Below are 20,297 nucleotides of genomic sequence, written 5' to 3' on the forward strand. Positions count from 1 at the left end.
TATCAAAAAATTAAAACATCCGTAAAAAGCGCCTGTTATCTGCTTATGAACAATGTAAATGACAGGCTATTTATAGTAATCCGTTCACTAATTAATCAACATAATAATCTGCATATCTGCGTATTTGCATATCTGCACATTTGAGTATAACTTAGATATAAACTTTGTCCAAAACCAATTAATCCTTCAACATGGATATTAAACAAATTCAGGACCTTATTCGCTTTGTTTCCAAATCGGGCGTGAACGAAGTATCAATCGAGCAAAAAGATTTTAAGATCACAATAAAAACCAACGAGGTACAGCCTACAGTGGTCCATGCTACAATCCCAGCTGTTACACAGCCAGTTACCCATGCATTGCCAACTGCACCCGCTCCTGCCCCAGTTGAACCTGCTGCACCGGCCGCTCCTGATACATCGAAATACATTACCGTTAAATCGCCTATGATCGGTACTTTTTACCGCTCTTCAAGCCCGGATAAACCTATGTTTGTTAACGTTGGCGACGAGATAAAACCAGGTACTGTGGTATGTATCATCGAGGCTATGAAATTGTTCAATGAAATTGAATCTGAAGTTTCGGGCCGTGTAGTAAAAATCCTTGTTGATAATGCCTCACCTGTAGAGTACGATCAACCACTGTTTTTAGTAGAACCAGTTTAATAATTTGAAAATTGCTTGATTTGAAGATTTGAAAATGGTCAGGTCTTCAAATCAATCAATCATTTTTGAAGATACCATTTTCAAATTGACACATTTTCAAATTTTCAAATTATAATCATGTTTAAAAAAATATTAATAGCTAACCGCGGCGAAATCGCCCTTCGTATTATCCGTACCTGTAAGGAAATGGGTATTAAAACGGTTGCTGTATATTCAACTGCCGATCGCGACAGCCTTCACGTTCGTTTTGCCGACGAAGCTGTTTGTATCGGTCCGCCACCAAGCCGCGATTCATATTTAAATATCCCCAACATCATTTCAGCTGCCGAGTTAACCAACGCCGATGCGATCCATCCCGGCTATGGCTTCCTGTCTGAAAATGCTAAGTTCTCGGCTATTTGTGCTGAGTATGGTATCAAATTTATCGGTGCAACTGCCGAACAGATCAACCAGATGGGTGATAAAGCTTCGGCTAAGGATACCATGAAAAAAGCGGGCGTGCCTATTGTGCCAGGTTCTGACGGTTTGCTTACCGATGTTAAATCAGGTATCGCTATCGCCAACAAAATTGGCTACCCTGTTATATTGAAAGCTACCGCCGGCGGCGGTGGCCGTGGTATGCGTATTGTTTGGAAAGACGAAGAGTTTGAGAACGCCTGGGATTCGGCCCGTGCCGAGTCAGGTGCAGCTTTCGGTAACGATGGCTTATACCTTGAAAAATATGTTCAGGATCCTCGTCACATCGAAATTCAGGTTGTAGGCGATCAGTTTGGTAAAGTATGTCACCTTTCTGAGCGCGACTGCTCTATTCAGCGCCGTCACCAGAAACTGGTTGAAGAGTCACCTTCTCCTTTCATGACCGAAAAACTGCGTAAAAAAATGGGTGAAGCAGCTATTAAAGGTGCTAAAGCCGTTTCATATGAAGGTGCGGGTACAGTAGAGTTTTTGGTTGACAAAGACCGTAACTTCTACTTTATGGAGATGAATACCCGGATCCAGGTTGAACACCCGGTTACCGAAGAGGTAATTAACTTTGACCTGATCAAAGAGCAAATTAAGGTTGCTGCAGGCATCCCTATCTCAGGTAAAAACTACGAGCCAACAATGCACGCCATTGAGTGCCGTATCAACGCCGAAGATCCGTTTAACGGTTTCCGTCCGTCACCAGGTAAGATAACCAACTTCCACTCACCAGGTGGCCATGGCGTACGTATCGATACGCACGTATATACAGGTTATGTAATTCCGCCAAACTACGATTCGATGATTGCTAAAGTTATTTGCGTGGCCCAAACCCGCGATGAAGCTTTAAGTACTATGGAACGTGCATTGAGCGAATTTGTGATAGAAGGCGTTAAAACAACCATTCCATTCCACTTAAAATTATTGAAGGATCCAAACTTCCGCGCTGGTAACTTTACCACCAAGTTTATGGATACATTTGAGATATAATTCAAACTATCTTCATAAAACACTACGTACTTAGCAAGATAGCGTTTATACAGCGGTATATATTACAATGAGCGAGAACAAGATCATCAAGGCCATAAAGGATAAAGGAAAAACGTTAGAGGCAGAAATGTCCTTCTTTGATCACCTCGAGGCCCTAAGATGGCACCTCGTAAGAGCTTCAGTAGCCATTGTAGTATTTACCGCTGTTGTTTTTTATTACTACGACTGGATCTTTGATACCATTATCATGGGCCCCAGCAAGTCAACCTTCTGGACCTATCGTATGCTTTGCAAAATTGGCGCAGCTTTACACCGCGACGGTTTTTGCATTGATAAAGTAAATATCAAATTAATTAACACCGAAATGGCGGGGCAGTTTACCCTCCAAATCAACTCTGCGCTGATTATTGGCATTACACTCGGCGTTCCTTACCTGATATGGGAGATCTGGCGTTTTATTAAGCCCGCCCTGCATGATGCCGAACGCAAAGCTGCTACCGGCTTTGTATTTTATGCCTGTGTGCTTTTCTTTTTAGGTATCACGTTCGGTTACTTCGTGATTACGCCTATGTCAATCAATTTCCTTTCAAGCTATACCGTTAGTGCCGCTATTGAAAACTTATTTGATATTGACTCTTATATTTCATCTGTAGCTACCCTTACCCTTGCTACCGGTGTGGTTTTTCAACTGCCTATACTGGTTTATATACTGGCGAACCTGGGCGTTATGACACCTAAGTTTATGAAGGAAACCCGCCGCTATGCAATTGTGGTAATCCTGATCATAGCGGCTGTAGTTACCCCTACGCCCGATATGCTTACCATGACGGTTGTTAGTATCCCGTTGTTTGTGCTATATGAGGTTAGTATAGTTGTAGCAGGCCTTGTTGAAAAACGCAGGATCAAAAAGGAACAGGAATTGGATAAAGCATAATTGTCGTTTTCGCCTTTTGACAACTTGCTTTATTGTACGTTAAAGCAAAAAAAGTGAGATTTTCATATTTTCAATTGGATTAATCCCCTTTTTTGGTAAATACACACTGGCTGGTTTATAACAAATTATTTACCTTTAGAAAGTAGTAAAACGTTATACTTTTGTTAAATGAAGCAGGGACTAAAAATCGCTATCGGTTCGGATCACGCCGGGTATGAATACAAACAAATTTTAACGGAGGCTTTATCATCAGTCGAAGTAAAAGACTTCGGCACTTATTCATCCGAATCGGTTGATTATCCTGATTTTGCGCATCCGGTTGCCGAAGCCGTTGAAAGCGGCGAATGCGACCTCGGAATCCTGATCTGCGGTGCAGCCAATGGTGTGGCCATAACAGCCAACAAACACCAAAACATTCGTGCAGCTATTTGCTGGAAAGAAGAAATTGCGGTACTGGCCCGCAGCCACAACAACGCCAACATTGTTTGCGTACCTGCTCGCTTTGTCACCCCCGAAGAAGCGAAGGCAATTGTAACTACATTTTTAACTACTGAATTTGAAGGCGGCAGGCATGCTAATCGTGTTGAGAAGATAGCCTGTGTTTAAGCCGGAGATTGGAGGTTAGAGATCAGAGATTAGTCGGATTTGTTCCGGCTGATGGCTATGATCTATTAACTATGATCCATTAACTAACATCGAACTATTAACTAAAAGAATGAATAAATTACCATTATTGCTTATCGCGCTGGCCTCGGCAACTACGGCTTGTGCCCAGCAAAACGCTACGGCAATGAAATATGCCGGGCTGATTACTGCTGAAGACGCGAAAAAGCACCTGAGCATACTGGCTTCGGATGCCTTTGAAGGCCGCGAAACAGGTAAGCCAGGTGCCGAAAAAGCCGCTAACTATATAGCCGGCGAGTTTAAAAAATTGGGGCTTCAGGCTCCTGTTAACGGTTCATACTTTTTTGACGTACCCCTTACCGAAAATGCTTTGAAAGTAACGGCTTTCACCGTTAACGGCAAATCATTTGAGTATGGTACCGATTTTTATTTAGGTGGTTCATTTCCGGATAAAAGCACATCTGTAAATGATATCGTTTTTGTTGGCTACGGTACCGATGCCGAAATTGGCAACGCCGATTTAACCGGTAAAATTGTACTTTGGATCAACGAAGACAAGCCCGAAGCAGGTACGACACCAAATACCAGCTACCGCATGAGCAATGCGCGTATGAAAGTTGTTAAAAACCTGCAAAGCAAAAATCCGGCAATTATATTGGCTGCTAACCCGGGTATTGCAGCCGCACTGGCCCGTTTTGGCAAAAGTGTAACCAGTCCGCGGTTAACTATTAAGGATGACGCAGCAAAACCGGCAAATACCAATGCACCTGTATTTAACATCACTGCAACATTGGCCGATGCACTGGTAAAGCCAACAGGAAAAACCTATGCCGATCTTAAGTCAGCTTCGGCAGCAGCGGTTACCCCGGCAACAGCTATTAAAAACAATGTGGTTATCAACTACGCTACTACAAAAAGTGATGTAAAAGCAGTTGACGTATTAGGCTACATGCCCGGTACTGATTTAAAAGATGAAGTACTGGTATTTTCGGCACACTATGACCACATCGGTTTAAACCCAGATGAAAAAGCTAAGGATAAAGTAAACAATGGCGCCGATGATGATGGCTCGGGGACTACCGGCATTCTTGAAATTGCCCGCGCTTTTTCTAAAGCTAAAAAAGACGGTCATGGCCCGCGTCGCAGTATCCTGTTTTTAGGTAACGTTGGCGAAGAAAAAGGTTTGTTAGGCTCTGAGTATTATTCAGATCATCCTGTATTTCCATTGGCTAATACCATTACCGATTTAAATATTGACATGATTGGTCGTGTAGGTGAAGAGTATATTGGCAAACCCGATTCTGCAAACTATGTATACCCAATCGGTTCGGCTATGCTGAGCAAAGAGCTTCATGAAATTGGTGAAAATGCCAACAATACTTACACCAAATTAAAACTTGATTATAAGTATGATGATCCAAATGATCCTAACAGGTTTTACTATCGCAGCGATCACTACAATTTCGCAAAGCACGGCGTACCAATTATCTTCTACTTTAACGGTGTGCACGCCGATTATCACCAGCCAGGCGACGAGGTAAGCAAAATCAACTTCCCATTACTGGCCAAACGTGCTCAACTGGTATTTTATACCGGCTGGGAACTTGCCAATCGCGATAAACGCCCCGTAGTGGATGCAGTTGCTGGAGAAGGGAAATAGTGAATGCTCGATTAGGAGAATGGTTCCCCTACTAAAAATAAAACACAAAAAGGTGCACAATGTGCGCCTTTTTGTGTTTTATAAATCCTGACTACCGCAGGTTTAGCGCAGCGTAACCCGTGGGATGTATGTGTTAAGTTTTCAACTTAACCACAGAAGTGGAAAGCTTAACTACTGAAGCTGAAAGCTTCAACTATTTAACACCACGGGTTACGCTGCGCTAAACCCGCGGCAGCGAGAAAACTTCTAAAACCTTCTCATATCTTATCTGTTCAAAAACAACCACTCACCTAATCAACTTAATCAACCATTCACCAACTTTAAAAACAAAATCCTACTTTCGCATATATGGGAGCAACCGCTGAAGAGTTTTTGGTAAAATCGGAAGAGAAGGCATTTGATGCCGATCATCGCCGTATTATCAATTTCAATATTGACCGGTACAATACAGCGGTTTCGCGTGGCCTGTCGCGCGTTATTAACTTAGATAATGCCAAGAAAAAAGGCCACGTACTTAAGTGGAAAGTGATGGAGAACCTCGACAAATTCCTTCCGGAGTTTGAGGCCAACTTTCAGAAACGCGGCGGTAAAGTGATCTGGGCTAATGATGTGGAAGAAGCCCAGCGCGAGATTCTTAACATCATCAAAAAGGCCAACGCTAAAACCGTGGTCAAATCCAAATCGATGGTTACCGAAGAGATTCATTTGAATGAGTTTTTGGAGAGCAACCAAATCGAATCGCTGGAAACAGATCTTGGCGAATATATAGTGCAGCTATTAGGTCAAAAGCCTTACCATATTATTACGCCTGCCATGCACCTCAGTAAAGAGGATATCGCGAAGCTTTTCCACGAAAAGTTTGGTACCCCCATTGACGCTACGCCCGAACAAATTACCCTGAAAGCACGCGAGCTGCTTCGCAAAAAATATGTACAGGCCGATGTAGGTATCACCGGCGCCAATTTCCTGCTGGCCGATACCGGCAGCATTGCCATCAGCGAAAATGAGGGCAACGCACGCCTTTGTACCACGTTTCCTAAAATCCACATCGCCATCGTTGGTATTGAAAAGATTATTCCTTCCATTACTGATCTGGATTTGTTTTGGCCGATGCTCTCGACACATGGCACAGGTCAAAATCTTACTGTTTATAACAGCATACTGAGCGGCCCGCGCCAGTCAAACGAAACCGACGGCCCCGACGAAATGTACGTGGTGCTTTTGGATAATGGCCGTACAAATCTCCTGGCAAAAAAAGATCAGCGCCAGGGGCTTTACTGCATCCGTTGCGGGGCTTGCCTTAATGGTTGCCCTATTTATAAAAACATTGGCGGCCATACTTATGCCACTACCTACAGCGGCCCTATCGGTTCTATTATCACTCCGCACACACGCGGAATGGAAGATTTCAAGCACCTGAGTTATGCATCAAGCCTGTGCGGCAAATGCACCGAAGTTTGCCCGGTTAAGATCGATATTCACAAAATGTTGCTCCTTAACCGCCGCGACGCTGTGAAAGAAAACCTGGTTACCAACAAAGAGCGCTGGGGCTGGGCCATCTGGAAAAAGGGAATGCTTAAACGTAAGCTCACCGACTTTTTTGGCGGCGGCATGAAAAACTTCCTCCTTAAAACTTTCTTTAAACGTACCTGGGGGCATTTACGCGAGATGCCTAAAGTGGCTGATAAATCATTCAGCAAACAATGGCAGGAGATGAATAACACACCTGAAGAATAGCAATCCATGCGCAAAATAATTTTAAACCTTGCAGTGAGCCTCGATGGCTTCATTGAAGGCCCTAACGGCGAATACGACTGGTGCCTTGCTGATCAGGACTATGGCATGACCGAGTTTTTGGGCAGTAGCGATGCCATTTTCATTGGCCGTAAAAGCTACGACTTGCTGATGGGTACTGACCCGGAAATGTTCGGCGCATTGAAAATGTATGTTTTTTCGGATACCCTTCAGGCGTCGCAAAACCCGAATACCGAAATCATCAAAAGCGCTGATTTTAAATCAAGTGTTGAAGCCATCAGGAATCAACCGGGCAGCAATATTTGGCTGTTTGGCGGAGCAAGCCTGCTTTCGGCGTTTATTGATGAAGGTTTTATTACCGAACTTCTCCTATCGGTGCATCCCATTATTTTAGGTAGCGGTAAACCACTATTCACCGGCTCCAAAGATAGGATTGAACTTATATTATTAGGCAGCGAACAATTTTCAAGCGGGCTGGTACAGCTCCGGTATGCCATTAAACCTAAATTTGATTTAGGGATGCTGGAGGGAATGTAACAGACTTTAGGCTCTTAAAAAATGTGTCATTTCGATAGAGCAAGGGGACGGACTGGAAGATGGGGCGATAGAGAAATCTTATACGCCATACTTAGCTCGAATTGCAAGATGTATAAGATTTCTCCTCGTTCCTCGTTCGAAATGACAAATTTTACTGGGAAAAGGTCTATCCCACCTGAATTACTACATAGTCTTTTTGCATCCGCTTTACCTGTTCGGCCATGCGTTTAATGAACAGGTAATTTGCTGTGCCGCCAATAACTGCACCAATCACCGGCACCAAACGTTCGGCAGTTCGGGTACCCAGTATCATCAACATCCGTTCGGCAATACCTTCCATCATGCTTTTGGTAATGGCTACCCCGGCTTCCACTCTTACTGATGTTGCTACTAATGACATGAAATCGTCGAATCCGTTATCATAGGTGCCCCGGTAATAATACATGATCCCCATGGTAGCTCTAAACTGCTGGGTTATGAGATTAATAAAATCAAATGGGATTCCAGCTACCAATGTAAACATGCCGCCACTACCAGCCATAGCGCCCGAACCTGCAGCAAGGCATGCGCACTGGTTAATGAAACCTTCGAGGCCAAGTTTATCAACACCATTTTTTATTTTAAGTTGGTCGATGCCTTCAAATATTTTCCTGAACCCGGTGTGGGCAAGGCTTTCGGTATGCATCCGGATATCGGTACGTATTTTATTGAGTTTGATGAGTTTCATTGTTTACTGATTAATTGCAGGTAACGATCCTGCGTATATCAGTAACAACAGATGCCAACACCTGTTTTGTCAACAACCCGAAATAGACATAATAATTTAAAAGATTGATGACATCAAACAAACCTTCATGTCCTGTTTCCTGACTCTTAAAGCCTTGCCCCACGTACTCACTTCCATTTAAAGCTTTTGATCATTACAGCCATGTCCTGTTTGATAAAGCTAAGCACAGGCTGGATCGAATCAAGCCGGGGTTCGCTGTTAAAATACAGCGCCCCGCGGATATAATTTTGTGTGCTATCTGTCAAGAAAAACTGAGCTGATGAAGCAGCGTTCCCGTCTATGGTATAATAAATGCCATAAACCTTTTTATCGGCATAGTGGATAATGCCCTCATCAATTGATGTGGCTTTTACGGTATGTTTAAAGGCAAACGTACGCGCGTCTTCAACCAGTTGATTAAACTCCTTTTTGGAGGTGATGGGCTGATAACTTAAATGCAGCGTAGCGTTAAACTGCGGAAATTGCATATTAACCCAGCAGGGCTTGGCATCACGCTTTTTATCCGGTTCGATATAGGCATATTTAGGGTAGGTAAAAGTGTAAGGACAACCTGTAACATAATCCTGGTATTCCTTTTTAGGGAATACTATGCGATAAAATCCGCGCGGCTTAGGGGCATAATCATGATCGCCACCACACGCCGCCAGGAATAGCAATGCCGCTACCAATAGGGTTAAATACTTCATGGGTGTTTCTCTTTTGAATTCCAGATCTCCCATGACTTTTCTGCCTGCAAAACCAGCATTTCGTAACCATTTTTGGTAATAGCGCCACGTTCCCGGCCTTGCTTTAAAAACAGGGTTTCTTCGGGATTGTATATCAAATCATATAAAATATGCTCTTCACCTATAAAATCATAGGGTATAGGCGGGCATTCATCAACATTGGGATGAGTGCCTAAAGGCGTTGTATTGATGATAAGTTTATGTTGCATGATATGGTGCGGCTGAAGGTCCTTAAACAATATATTATCTGCATGATGTGTGGGCTTGCGGGTAACAACTTTATAAGCAATACCTAAATTTTCCAGCACACATTTTACGGCTTTTGCAGCACCACCATCGCCCAAAACCAGGGCATCGTCATTACCATCACCAATTAAAGGCTTTAATGATTCCTCAAATCCGTAGATATCGGTATTGTACCCTTCCAGCCTGAAATCATGGTCTTTAATGCCAATTTCGCCCGAAAATGCGGCTTCAATAGGGCTTTCGGCAGTTACCCTGATACAGTTTACGGCACCGGCTTTACGGGCATCATGCTCTATCCAATCTAAAAAAGGTAATACATTTATTTTATGCGGAATAGTTACGTTGAGACCGCAAATATCGGGATGTTCATCGAGCAGGTCCTGCAGGTCCTTAATATGTTCAATGGGGTAAAGATCATAGCGCGAATCTGTAATGCCTTCGGCTTCGAATTTTTCGGTAAAAAACTTTTTTGAGAATGAATGAGAAAGCGGAAAACCGATTAGTCCGTAATGTTTCATGGTCAATTTTATAACAATACCAGCTGCTAAAGTAATCAATTATAGCATTAAGCCGGCCATGTAACTTTTAATGACGTAATATTAACAACAAAACAAGCAATTTTGATTACCCGATTTAAAAGGGCACACAGCAAACATTCCGGATAATTTTATTTAGAACGAAATTTATTTCAAAACGTGGGATTTTCAACACCAATAAAAAATTTCGGGATATTTTTTAATGTAAATGGCGGTTTTGTAAAGGTAAATGGCAGTTTTATTATGTTGCTTTTGGGCAGCTTTGTTAGATATAATCCCCCTAAGATAAATGACAGTGATTTTTAATGAGGATAAGCTCCGAATTCATAACAATCCAACTGATACAATACCAACTATCGGCAAAGCACCCGCCGCAATATGCCCGAGATGCAAAAACAAATTTTGCGACCGGATAAAAAGAGGTGCGCTGGTTAAGCTTTTGCTTCCCAGGCTTCAGGTAAAACGCTACCACTGCAACAAATGTTTAAATCGCTTTTATAAACGCGGGTAAACTTTATTGAAGAAACATCTACCTTTTATTTTTTAGGATAGCAAGAGAAGTCGGACTTTCAACCTAAACCTGAGTTGTGCCAGATTTTAATTGTGCTTTGCCGGCTTACTTTCAGGTAGCCGGCATTGTTTTTATAAAGGGATTAATTAATTGTTACTTCCTTAAGATATAAATAGACATTATCAGTGGATAACTTAAAAACAAATTCATCCCAGAAAATTTCATTATCCATGGTGCATGATGAATCAAGGTAGCCTTCCTGGTTCCAACTGGAAATTTGCTTCAAGTCGTCAATGATCAGGTCGCCGTAAGCAAATGAAAAATCGCATTCTACCGGATTGTTAAAAAAAGTCCATTTATAAAACCTCCGTGATTGGTTCTCAAGTAAAAAATATTGTAACCTCCACTTATCTTGTCTGTTTTTGATATGAGCACAAAATAATGTGTTTTTTTTATGCTGAGGGAAAATCATTGAGTAACCATACCTGAGCTGCGCAGCTTCCCGATAATTTTCAGGATCCGATATTTTTAATTTACTAAAAAAGGGTTCTAAAAACTCTTCATTAATATACCGGACATAGGCCATGTTTACGCGTTCCTTCTTTTGCTGTTTAATTATTGACACCATCCATGGTTGGTCTTTAAACTCAATAGAAGTTGGTAATAGCTCTGCTTTTTCATATCCTGCTAATTGATACACTTTTTCAGGATAAAATAGGGTGTCTTTCCAAATATTACCTGTAATAATACCTCTCTCTTTATACATTTTCAATTCAGGCTCGGTCAACTGATCTCCATAAAAGGCAAGACTGGGCACAATAAACCATTCGCCTTCAAAGCATATCCCGATAAATGATATTGAAAAATACTTGTAGATACCTTCATCAATGCATTCATTCACGGTTTTGCTTTGCCACGAGTTTAAATCAACCATCTTTTTAGTTTTTTCATAATCGTGATGACTTGATGAATAACCGCTTAGCTGTTCATGATGCCACTCATAAATTTCATAGTCAACATACGAAAGCTTTACCCAGGTTAGTGCATAAAGCTTATCTCCATCCTGATTAAAAACACCTCCATAATATCCATCTAACAAATTTTCATGAAACCTGCGTTCAAGAATAGTTTTTAGCTCCTGGTTGTAAGGTAAAGACATAGCTGTTTATCAATTACTTTTTGAATATATGATTTTGATCAAAACATTCCCACAATAAAAAAGCCCGCCAGTTATCCCGGCGAGCCTTCTTCATTAAAAGTAAGATCTTAAATGGCCTTATTCAATAACACTTAATTTAAGCGTATTGGTTTTACCCTGCTTAATAATAGGAGTAGAAGCAGTGTTAATAACGATATCACCCGCTTTAATCAGGCTTTCGGCTTTCAGTATATCATTAACATCGGCAATGGTTTGATCGGTACTTTCCAGCTGATCATAGTAAAACGCCCTAACACCCCATACAAGGCTAAGCGCATTTAACAATTGCTTGTTTGACGTAAAGATATATGTACTGGCTTTAGGCCTGTGGCTTGATATTTCAAATGCAGTATAACCTGACGTAGTCATTGAAACAATACCTACCGCATTGCTTTGTTCGGCGATGTGTACTGCCGACTCGCAAAGTGCATCGCTCAGGAAATACGGAGAAGCCGGGTCTTTAACTACCGCTTCTTTAGGGGCGTTAAAAGGATATCCAAACTCTTCAACATTGCGTACAATTTTAGCCATTGTTTCAATAACAATAACCGGAAACTCACCAACAGATGTTTCACCGCTTAACATCACCGCATCAGCACCGTCAAGTACCGAGTTGGCAACGTCATTTACCTCTGCACGGGTTGGGCGCGGTGTAGTGATCATTGACTCCAGCATCTGAGTAGCTACAATAACCGGTTTTGAAGCAGCGCGACACTTACGGGCAATCATTTTTTGCAGCAATGGTACTTCTTCAAGTGGCATTTCAACCCCAAGGTCGCCACGTGCAACCATTACACCATCAGTTGCAGCAACAATGGCATCAATATTTTCAATTGCTTCAGGCTTTTCAACTTTGGCAATTACTTTAGCTGCCGAGCCGTTCCGTGCAATGATGCGTTTCAGGTCAATAATATCCTCACCGGTACGAACAAAAGAAAGACCAATCCATTCAACATCCTGTTTAAGGGCGAATTCAAGGTTGATCAAATCTTCCTCAGTTAAGCTTGGGATAGATACTTTAGTATTTGGCAGGTTAACACCTTTACGTGATGTTAAGATACCACCGTGAACAACTTCACATATAACCGTATCAACTTTGTTGGTTTCTATAACCCTTAATTGCAATTTACCGTCATCAAGCAAAATAATTTCATTTGCCTGTACATCCTGAGGGAAAGTATCATAAGTAATATAGATCTGCTCGTCGTTACCAATGCACTCGTGCGTGGTAATTTTGATGTGCGTTCCGTTAACTAAATGAATACCGCCATCCTTTACAAGGCCAATACGGATTTTAGGGCCCTGTAAATCGGCCAGGATACCTACGTTGGTTTTGTATTGCTCGTTAATTTCGCGGATAAGATCGATCACTACCTTATGATCTTCGGGTTTACCGTGCGAAAAATTAAGACGGCAAACGTTAACACCTGCCTTGATCATCGCTAATAAAACGTCCTTTTTAGCTGATGCCGGCCCCATGGTGGCAACAATTTTTGTGCGATTATAGTATAGTTCCATATTATTCGGGTTAAAACTGGAGGGTATTTAATGATTGTAAAACCAACATCTATTTTAAATTCGGCGCTAAAATAAAAGATTTTCCCGTGATTTTATTTTTTTTGGGTCAATCTTTACTGCTGCCACTATCTCAGGAATTTTATTGAGCGAAGAGATGATTGTATCAAGCTCATTATCATCTATATAGTTGCGGATCATTAAAAAATAGTCGGCACTTTTTATTTCGGGCACCAGGTAACCGTCTGAGCCTTTATTGCCTATAAAGAAGAAGTCTGTTTCGGTGGTTTCCCAACTGTAGCGGTATAATGAAAACAAAACAGGCTCGGCCCCGGGGTAGATATCCACTTCCAGGTCATCGTTTTTTACGAAATTAAAATTCAGATACTTGTTGATTAGAAAACAAACCCGGTAATCCTTAAGTGAGCTTGTTACCGCAATGAGCACAAAATCAAAATCGATCTCAAACTTTAAAAATTTCCTGTTCAAAATCATTACTTTTACGCCGTCAAAATTACTAATACAAACCGTTTCAATAAAATTTTGTTTAGAGATTTATATTGTAAAAGTTTTAGATTTGTTTATTGACAGAATTTATTTTTCTTTGCACTGAATTTTTATTAATCATTAAACTATAAAGACTATGTCTGATATCGCTTCAAGAGTAAAAGCTATTATCGTAGAAAAACTGGGTGTTGACGAAAGTGAAGTTACGCCAGAAGCGAGTTTCACCAATGATCTTGGTGCCGACTCGTTAGACACCGTGGAATTAATCATGGAGTTTGAAAAAGAATTTAACGTGGCTATTCCTGACGATCAGGCAGAAACTATTGGTACTGTTGGCCAGGCAGTTGCTTACCTTGAAAAAAACGTTAAATAAGAACTCCCTAACTGGATTAAATGGAGTTTAAAAGAGTTGTAGTAACCGGGCTTGGAGCACTTACTCCTATTGGCAACACTGTTTCAGATTACTGGAACGGACTGATCAATGGAGTAAGTGGCGCTGCCTTGATTAAAAGTTTTGATACCGAAAAATTCAAAACTAAGTTTGCGTGCGAAGTAAAAGGCTTTGACGCGGATGGTTTTTTGGGCCGTAAAGACGCCCGCAAATTAGATCCTTTTGTACAATACGCTTTATTCTCAACAGAAGAAGCTGTAAAAGACGCGGGATTAGATTTCTCGAAACTGGATACCAGCCGCATTGGCGTTATCTGGGGTTCGGGTATTGGCGGTTTAAAAACTTTCCTTGATGAGGTAATGACCTTTGCCAAAGGCGATGGTTCTCCGCGTTTTAACCCGTTCTTCATCCCTAAAATGATTGCCGATATAGCTCCTGGCCATATCTCAATTAAATATGGTTTGCGCGGGCCTAACTTCACTACCGTTTCAGCGTGTGCCTCATCAAATAACTCACTGATTGATTCATTTAACTATATCCGTTTGGGTAAAGCTAACATGTTTATCAGCGGTGGTTCTGAGGCAATCATTAACGAAGCCGGTATTGGTGGTTTTAACGCTATGCATGCATTATCAACCCGCAATGATGATCCGGCAACGGCATCACGTCCGTTTGATCTGGACAGGGATGGTTTTGTGGCCGGCGAAGGTGCAGGTACCATTATTTTAGAGGAATTAGAGCACGCTAAAGCCCGTGGCGCTAAAATATACGCCGAAATGATAGGCGGCGGCATGAGTGCCGATGCTTATCACATGACCGCACCTCACCCCGATGGTTTAGGCGCTGCTTTTGTAATGCGCGCTGCCCTTGAAGATGCAAACTTGAAACCTGCCGATATTGATTATGTGAACGTTCACGGCACATCAACCCCAATTGGTGATCCGCAGGAAATTAAAGCAATACAGGATGTGTTTGGCGATGATATTTACCGTATCAACATCAGCTCAACCAAATCAATGACAGGTCACCTGCTTGGTGCTGCCGGCGCGGTTGAAGCTATTGCATCGATACTGGCATTGAAACATGGTATCATCCCTCCAACCATTAATCACTTTACTGATGATCCGGCATTTGATCCTAAGATCAATTTCACCTTTAATACCGCTCAAAAACGCGATATTAACATAGTTCAAAGTAACGGGTTTGGTTTTGGCGGCCACAATGCTTCTGTAATATTTAAAAAGTACGAAGATTAATTGTGGTAATTTGATGCCTATCAATCGGTTCTACAAACTATATATATCCCCTAACCGGAAATATGTTAAAATATTAAAGAATTTGCTCGGCTTCGTGCCGGGCAATTTGTCTTTATACCGCATGGCTTTTCGCCATAAATCGGTAGCACAAAACATTAAGAAGGGGGTGAAGAACAGTAACGAGCGCCTGGAGTTTTTGGGCGATGCCGTATTGGGCAGCGTTGTTGCTGAAGTACTTTTTAAATTATACCCTTATGAAGATGAGGGATTTTTAACCGAGTTACGCTCAAAAATAGTGAGCCGCGTTAACCTCAATGCGCTGGGTAAAAAATTGGGCTTTGACAAACTTATTGAGTATGATAACCGGATGCTTAATTCAAGCAGGCAGGGGTCATTACTTGGCGATGCGTTTGAAGCCCTGATTGGTGCGGTTTATTTGGATAAAGGATACGATTTTACCAAAAACTTCCTGATCAACCATATCATAAAGCCTCATATCGACATCCACAAGCTTGAGCAAACCGAAACTAACTTCAAAAGCAAGCTTATTGAATGGTGCCAGCGCCATGGCCGCGATATTATTTTTGAACTGGTAACCAACCAGGATGGCGAAAGCACCAAACTTTTCACTGTGCAAGCCAATGTTGATGGTGAAGTAATGGGCTCAGGTAAAGAATTCAGCAAAAAGAACGCCGAAAAGCTTGCCGCAGAAAAAGCGTGTGAAGCTTTAGGTATTTAAAATGCCTTTTGTTTAAAGCGGTAATTTCTTTTCCTTTTTAAGCTCTACAGGCCCCTCGCCAAGTTTTACAGTTGAATCCGGAACGATAAATGTTGGACTGTTTAGGCGCTCAAGCTTATCTTTTTCGCTGCTGTTTTTGTAGTACTCATATGCCCGTATGGTATGCTTAATCAGGTCATAATCTGTCCAGGCTTTGATATCCTTATATGTAGGTGTATAATAGTTCATGAACTTACGGGCGAGGCTATCTGTAGCCAGGCCAGTGTATTGTTTCACAAACGGAATATTATAATGTTTATGAATCTCTGCCTGTTCAAGTTCGCTTTGGGCGTTTTGTGCAAAACGACGCGCTCTGTTAGGGGTTGTACCCAAAAGCTCATAAAGACCGGTTACAGGATTGCTTAAAAAAGATAATGCCGGCGGCCTTCCGTTGTAAGTAGAACCTTGTTTCTTGTAATCTTTCAAAACCTCGTTTATCTCCTGCCTTTTGGTTTGGCCAACAACTTTTACTTCATCAAGCTTAATAATGGGTTGCATATAAACCGGCATATCGCTGTTATTAAGTACCACAACCTTTTGAGGAGTATAATCATCCCTGGTAAAAAGCAGGGTATCGCCAACACGGGTTTTTATGCTAAACCAGCCGACATCATCGCTAAGTATTAGCGTTTTTGTGTTGAGATCTTTAACGAAAACCTGCCCTACGCGCTCGTTGGTTACCTTTTTAGAGATAACACCCTTTACCGTAAACTCCTGGGCCGAAACATGAACGGTTACAAGGCATAGAACGCCTGTTACAAGCAGGTATAAATAGTTGCGCATCAGTGATAATTGAACGTAAATATAGGAACTGTATTTTATTTGAAATGTGAAAAAGTGTTAAAGGGCTTTGTTTCAGTGGTTGGAGATTAGAGATTGGAGGTTAGTTTTTCTTTTTTTTGAGTGGTGAATTCTCTCAATTTTCGCAATTGCATTTATTTCAAATCCGAAATCGAACATTCGAAATCCGACCTAACCCAACCTCTAATCTCCGATCTCTAACCTCTAACTAAATTTGCTATCTTTGCGCATGATAAAATCCATGACAGGGTATGGAATTGCCAGTTTTGATTCGGGCAATACAAAATATACCGTAGAGGTTAAATCCCTGAACAGCAAATTTTTAGAATTATCGCTTCGTTTGCCGAAGATTTTTGCCGAAAAAGAGTTTCAGCTACGTAACGACTGCAGCAAGCTCATTGAACGCGGTAAAGTTAATCTATCTATTAACACCGAGCAGGTAAGTCAATCGGTAAAAGCAGCGGGGATCGATAAAGATCTGCTTAAACATTACTATAATCAGCTTAAGTCAGTAAGTGAAGAGCTTGGCGAGCCAACCGGCAACCTGCTTCAGCTGGCATTGGGCTTACCCGAAGTTGTTAAATACGAAGAAGATACCATATCCGAAGATGAGTGGAAAGCCGTTGAAAAAACTTTTCAGCAGGCAATGGCCGCTTTTCAGGATTTCAGGGCGCAGGAAGGCATTGTTATTGAACAGGAAATTAAAGGCCGTATCAATACCATATTAAAAAACCTGGAACTTGTTGAACTGGAAGATCCCAAACGTGTTCCGTTGATCCGCGAGCGCCTCGATGCATTTTTAGCCGAAGCTGCAAGCCGTGAAGCTATCGACCAAAACCGTTTTGAACAGGAGTTGATCTATTATATCGATAAGCTTGATATTACCGAAGAAAAGGTAAGACTTAAAGCTCATTGCGAATATTTTATTGAAACCCTTAAAAATGCCGATGCCAATGGTAAAAAGCTGGGTTTTATTTCGCAGGAGATTGGTCGCGAGATCAACACATTGGGTTCAAAAGCCAATGATGCCAACATCCAGAAACTGGTAGTAGGCATGAAAGAAGAGCTTGAAAAAATTAAAGAACAACTGTTAAACGTATTGTAAAGTTCATAGATAATGGTTCATAGTTCATGGCCCCCATTTACTATAGCCAGCTATGAACCATGAACTATAAACTATGAGCCAAAACGGTAAACTCATCATATTTTCGGCGCCGTCGGGTGCTGGTAAAACAACAATTGTACATCATTTGCTGGGGAAAATCCCTGAGCTTGAATTTTCCATTTCGGCCACCACGCGCGAACGCCGCGGTGATGAGGTGCATGAAAAAGATTATTATTTTATAAGCAAGGAAGAGTTTCTGCACCGTATTGCCAAAAAACAATTTGTTGAATTTGAGGAGGTTTACACCGGTACTTTTTATGGTACGCTTCGTACCGAAATTGAGCGCATCTGGGCAAAAGGCAAAACCGTAATATTTGATATTGACGTTGAAGGAGGTCTGCACCTTAAACGCAAATACGGCTCGCAGGCACTGGCCATATTTGTACAGCCACCATCACTTGAGATTTTGATTGAAAGATTAACCGGCAGAGGTACCGATAGCGAAGAAAAACTAAAAGAACGCTTTGCTAAAGCAGAAAAAGAGCTCAAATACGCCCCACAATTTGATATTATACTGAAAAATTACGATCTTGAAACGGCCTGCAATGAGGCAGAGGAATTAGTGAGCACGTTTATTGGCCCCCCGGCCCCCTGAAGGGGGAGTACAAAAATCCCATTTTGTACACCGGGACATTTTAATCTACAAAAACTTTTAATTCCCCCTTTAGGGGGTTAGGGGGCACCGCATGAAAATAGGCTTACTGTTTGGTTCGTTTAATCCTATACATATAGGGCATTTGATTATTGCTAACTACATGGCAAACCATACCTCACTTGATAAGGTGTGGCTGGTGGTATCGCCCCAAAATCCTTTTAAAAAGTATGGCGATCTGATCAATACTTATGACAGGTTGGAGATGGCCCGGTTAGCTACAGATAACGCAACCAATATAACCGTGAGTGATGTGGAATTAAAACTCCCTCAACCATCATATACCATTGATACCCTTGCCCATTTGAAGGAAAAGTATCCTGAACATGAGTTTGCCCTGATTATGGGGTCCGATAATCTCGGTACCCTGCATAAATGGAAAAATTATAAGCTTATCCTGCGCGATTACCGTATTTATGTATACCCGCGCCCTGGCTATGAAAATGCAGAGCTGGCCGATCATCCATCAGTTACCATCACCATGACGCCGCTTATGGAGCTATCTGCAACATTTATCCGCAAATCCATCGCCGAAAAAAAGAACGTACAGTACTTTGTACCGGATCCTGTATTGAAGTTTATTGAGAATAAGAGTTTATATAGGTAGTTAGCGCACCTAATCAATAAAATATCCCCTGCGCCCGTGTCCTCACGGGCGCTTTTTTTATTACATGCAAGTTGACCGTAAAGACACGGCCAACGGGGAAGAATTTGTAAAGGCAGTTACAAAAAACGTCATTGCGAGTAACCATCAGGGAAATCCTGAAAAAAATCGTAATGACGTGCAAGATATTTTTTAGAGATGGTGCGCTGGACTGCGTTAGGGATGGGAGCGGATACCGGCTTGTGGCTAAGGCCTTGTGCAGTATGAGCGTACAGCCCGGGCCGCAGGCAACGCCCATATTATAAAACTCACTTAAAAAAAACATATTTAATAATCAACAACTTACAATCACGTCACTATAAGGTACGAAGCAATCGCGAACAATACAGGGCGGATCTGTTAATTGGGGATTGCTTCGTACCTTACAATGACGTGTGTATAAGAATATTCTCGCAGACGCTTTTTTGTGTACAAGTTGACCGTGAGGACACGGGCAACGGGGAATATTTGTTATATCTTATCCAATAAAGTGGTATAAAAACACAACGTCGCCGCTAAAGGCTGGTTTACGCTGATCTTTTATTTCCATTTCGATGCTCATAGTAGCTTTGATCACACCGCGAAGATTAAGCAAACCAGCCAGCTTTACTTTTAACCGCACTTCATTATCAACCAATACCGGCTGGGCGAAACGCAGGTTTTCGATACCATAATTGATTTCCATTTTCAGGTTTTCGATCTTAACAATCTCTTTCCACAAATGAGGGATCAGTGACAGCGTAAGGTAGCCGTGTGCTATGGTTGATTTAAAAGGACTTTCTGTTTTGGCCCTTTCAGGGTCGGTATGGATCCATTGGTGATCGAGGGTGGCATCGGCAAATTTGTTGATCTGCTCCTGCGTAATGGTGTGCCATGACGAAACACCAAGATTGTTGCCTACCTGTTGTTCAAACTCCTGAAAATTACTGATTACAATCATATTGGTTTATTAATAGTTA

The 20,297-nt window shown here is 41.8% G+C and carries 21 protein-coding genes; 13 read left to right on the plus strand and 8 right to left on the minus strand.

The genetic code is table 11. The features are described 5' to 3' along the window. The first annotated feature begins 191 nt into the window (after positions 1–191). From accB to ACEN9X_RS08410, 7 genes are all read left to right on the plus strand, one after another. A complete protein-coding gene (accB, locus tag ACEN9X_RS08380) occupies positions 192–665 on the plus strand; it encodes an acetyl-CoA carboxylase biotin carboxyl carrier protein (protein WP_413669938.1) in 474 nt (157 codons plus the stop codon). A 117-nt stretch (positions 666–782) separates the two neighbouring features. Beyond that, the gene (accC, locus tag ACEN9X_RS08385; RefSeq protein ID WP_413669939.1) at positions 783–2,117 is read left to right on the plus strand and encodes an acetyl-CoA carboxylase biotin carboxylase subunit; all 1,335 of its coding nucleotides are present in this window, start codon (positions 783–785) and stop codon (positions 2,115–2,117) included. Positions 2,118–2,184: 67 nt separating this feature from the next. After that, positions 2,185–3,051 carry a twin-arginine translocase subunit TatC gene (gene tatC / locus ACEN9X_RS08390; protein WP_413669940.1) on the plus strand — a complete coding sequence of 289 codons (867 nt, stop codon included), beginning with the start codon at positions 2,185–2,187 and terminating at the stop codon, positions 3,049–3,051. A gap of 168 nt (positions 3,052–3,219) precedes the next feature. Then, complete coding sequence (gene rpiB / locus ACEN9X_RS08395; protein ID WP_413669941.1) at positions 3,220–3,657, plus strand: ribose 5-phosphate isomerase B; 438 nt, start codon at positions 3,220–3,222, stop codon at positions 3,655–3,657. 109 nt (positions 3,658–3,766) lie between these two features. Beyond that, on the plus strand, positions 3,767–5,335 hold the full coding sequence (locus ACEN9X_RS08400; RefSeq protein ID WP_413669942.1) for a M28 family peptidase: 1,569 nt from the start codon (positions 3,767–3,769) through the stop codon (positions 5,333–5,335). A gap of 348 nt (positions 5,336–5,683) precedes the next feature. Continuing rightward, positions 5,684–7,072 carry a LutB/LldF family L-lactate oxidation iron-sulfur protein gene (locus ACEN9X_RS08405; protein ID WP_413669943.1) on the plus strand — a complete coding sequence of 463 codons (1,389 nt, stop codon included), beginning with the start codon at positions 5,684–5,686 and terminating at the stop codon, positions 7,070–7,072. Positions 7,073–7,078: 6 nt separating this feature from the next. Continuing rightward, a complete protein-coding gene (locus ACEN9X_RS08410) occupies positions 7,079–7,627 on the plus strand; it encodes a dihydrofolate reductase family protein (protein WP_413669944.1) in 549 nt (182 codons plus the stop codon). 166 nt (positions 7,628–7,793) lie between these two features. Here ACEN9X_RS08410 and ACEN9X_RS08415 read toward each other — a convergent pair whose 3' ends face one another. The 6 genes from ACEN9X_RS08415 to ACEN9X_RS08440 all read right to left on the minus strand — a co-directional run bounded on the left by ACEN9X_RS08415 (position 7,794) and on the right by ACEN9X_RS08440 (position 13,634). Further along, positions 7,794–8,354, minus strand: a complete 561-nt coding sequence (locus ACEN9X_RS08415; RefSeq protein WP_413669945.1) for a hypothetical protein — start codon at positions 8,352–8,354, stop codon at positions 7,794–7,796. A gap of 167 nt (positions 8,355–8,521) precedes the next feature. After that, positions 8,522–9,100, minus strand: a complete 579-nt coding sequence (gene gldD / locus ACEN9X_RS08420; protein WP_413669946.1) for a gliding motility lipoprotein GldD — start codon at positions 9,098–9,100, stop codon at positions 8,522–8,524. Next, complete coding sequence (locus tag ACEN9X_RS08425; protein ID WP_413669947.1) at positions 9,097–9,903, minus strand: shikimate dehydrogenase family protein; 807 nt, start codon at positions 9,901–9,903, stop codon at positions 9,097–9,099. The genes gldD and ACEN9X_RS08425 overlap by 4 nt, the downstream gene beginning before the upstream one ends. A 671-nt stretch (positions 9,904–10,574) precedes the next feature. Further along, positions 10,575–11,591, minus strand: coding sequence for a hypothetical protein (locus ACEN9X_RS08430; protein WP_413669948.1), 1,017 nt, complete (start codon positions 11,589–11,591; stop codon positions 10,575–10,577). A 117-nt stretch (positions 11,592–11,708) separates the two neighbouring features. Beyond that, positions 11,709–13,148: a pyruvate kinase gene (pyk, locus tag ACEN9X_RS08435; RefSeq protein ID WP_413669949.1), complete on the minus strand. Its 1,440-nt coding sequence runs from the start codon at positions 13,146–13,148 to the stop codon at positions 11,709–11,711. 66 nt (positions 13,149–13,214) lie between these two features. Then, positions 13,215–13,634 carry an IPExxxVDY family protein gene (locus ACEN9X_RS08440; protein ID WP_413669950.1) on the minus strand — a complete coding sequence of 140 codons (420 nt, stop codon included), beginning with the start codon at positions 13,632–13,634 and terminating at the stop codon, positions 13,215–13,217. A 154-nt stretch (positions 13,635–13,788) separates the two neighbouring features. Between ACEN9X_RS08440 and ACEN9X_RS08445 the strand changes: the two genes are divergently transcribed. Genes ACEN9X_RS08445 through rnc form a run of 3 tightly spaced genes read left to right on the plus strand, consistent with a single transcriptional unit; the run spans position 13,789 to position 16,038 of the window. Continuing rightward, a complete protein-coding gene (locus ACEN9X_RS08445) occupies positions 13,789–14,025 on the plus strand; it encodes an acyl carrier protein (protein ID WP_031266521.1) in 237 nt (78 codons plus the stop codon). A gap of 20 nt (positions 14,026–14,045) precedes the next feature. Then, the gene (fabF, locus tag ACEN9X_RS08450) at positions 14,046–15,299 is read left to right on the plus strand and encodes a beta-ketoacyl-ACP synthase II (RefSeq protein WP_413669951.1); all 1,254 of its coding nucleotides are present in this window, start codon (positions 14,046–14,048) and stop codon (positions 15,297–15,299) included. A gap of 13 nt (positions 15,300–15,312) precedes the next feature. After that, positions 15,313–16,038, plus strand: coding sequence for a ribonuclease III (rnc, locus tag ACEN9X_RS08455; RefSeq protein ID WP_413669952.1), 726 nt, complete (start codon positions 15,313–15,315; stop codon positions 16,036–16,038). Positions 16,039–16,050: 12 nt separating this feature from the next. On the opposite strand, the gene ACEN9X_RS08460 is transcribed toward rnc, so the two are convergent. Then, complete coding sequence (locus tag ACEN9X_RS08460) at positions 16,051–16,860, minus strand: hypothetical protein (RefSeq protein WP_413669953.1); 810 nt, start codon at positions 16,858–16,860, stop codon at positions 16,051–16,053. Positions 16,861–17,107: 247 nt separating this feature from the next. On the opposite strand from ACEN9X_RS08460, the gene ACEN9X_RS08465 reads away from it, so the two are divergent. The 3 genes from ACEN9X_RS08465 (at position 17,108) to nadD (ending at position 19,302) form a co-directional block, all read left to right on the plus strand. Continuing rightward, positions 17,108–17,983, plus strand: a complete 876-nt coding sequence (locus tag ACEN9X_RS08465; RefSeq protein ID WP_413669954.1) for a YicC/YloC family endoribonuclease — start codon at positions 17,108–17,110, stop codon at positions 17,981–17,983. A 73-nt stretch (positions 17,984–18,056) separates the two neighbouring features. Beyond that, complete coding sequence (gene gmk, locus ACEN9X_RS08470; protein ID WP_413669955.1) at positions 18,057–18,638, plus strand: guanylate kinase; 582 nt, start codon at positions 18,057–18,059, stop codon at positions 18,636–18,638. 91 nt (positions 18,639–18,729) lie between these two features. Next, positions 18,730–19,302: a nicotinate (nicotinamide) nucleotide adenylyltransferase gene (gene nadD, locus ACEN9X_RS08475; RefSeq protein ID WP_091216099.1), complete on the plus strand. Its 573-nt coding sequence runs from the start codon at positions 18,730–18,732 to the stop codon at positions 19,300–19,302. A gap of 514 nt (positions 19,303–19,816) precedes the next feature. Here nadD and ACEN9X_RS08480 read toward each other — a convergent pair. Next, the gene (locus tag ACEN9X_RS08480) at positions 19,817–20,278 is read right to left on the minus strand and encodes a MaoC family dehydratase (RefSeq protein WP_413669956.1); all 462 of its coding nucleotides are present in this window, start codon (positions 20,276–20,278) and stop codon (positions 19,817–19,819) included. Positions 20,279–20,297 lie beyond the last annotated feature (19 nt).

Source organism: Mucilaginibacter sp. Mucisp86, assembly GCF_047324315.1.
GTDB lineage: Bacteria > Bacteroidota > Bacteroidia > Sphingobacteriales > Sphingobacteriaceae > Mucilaginibacter.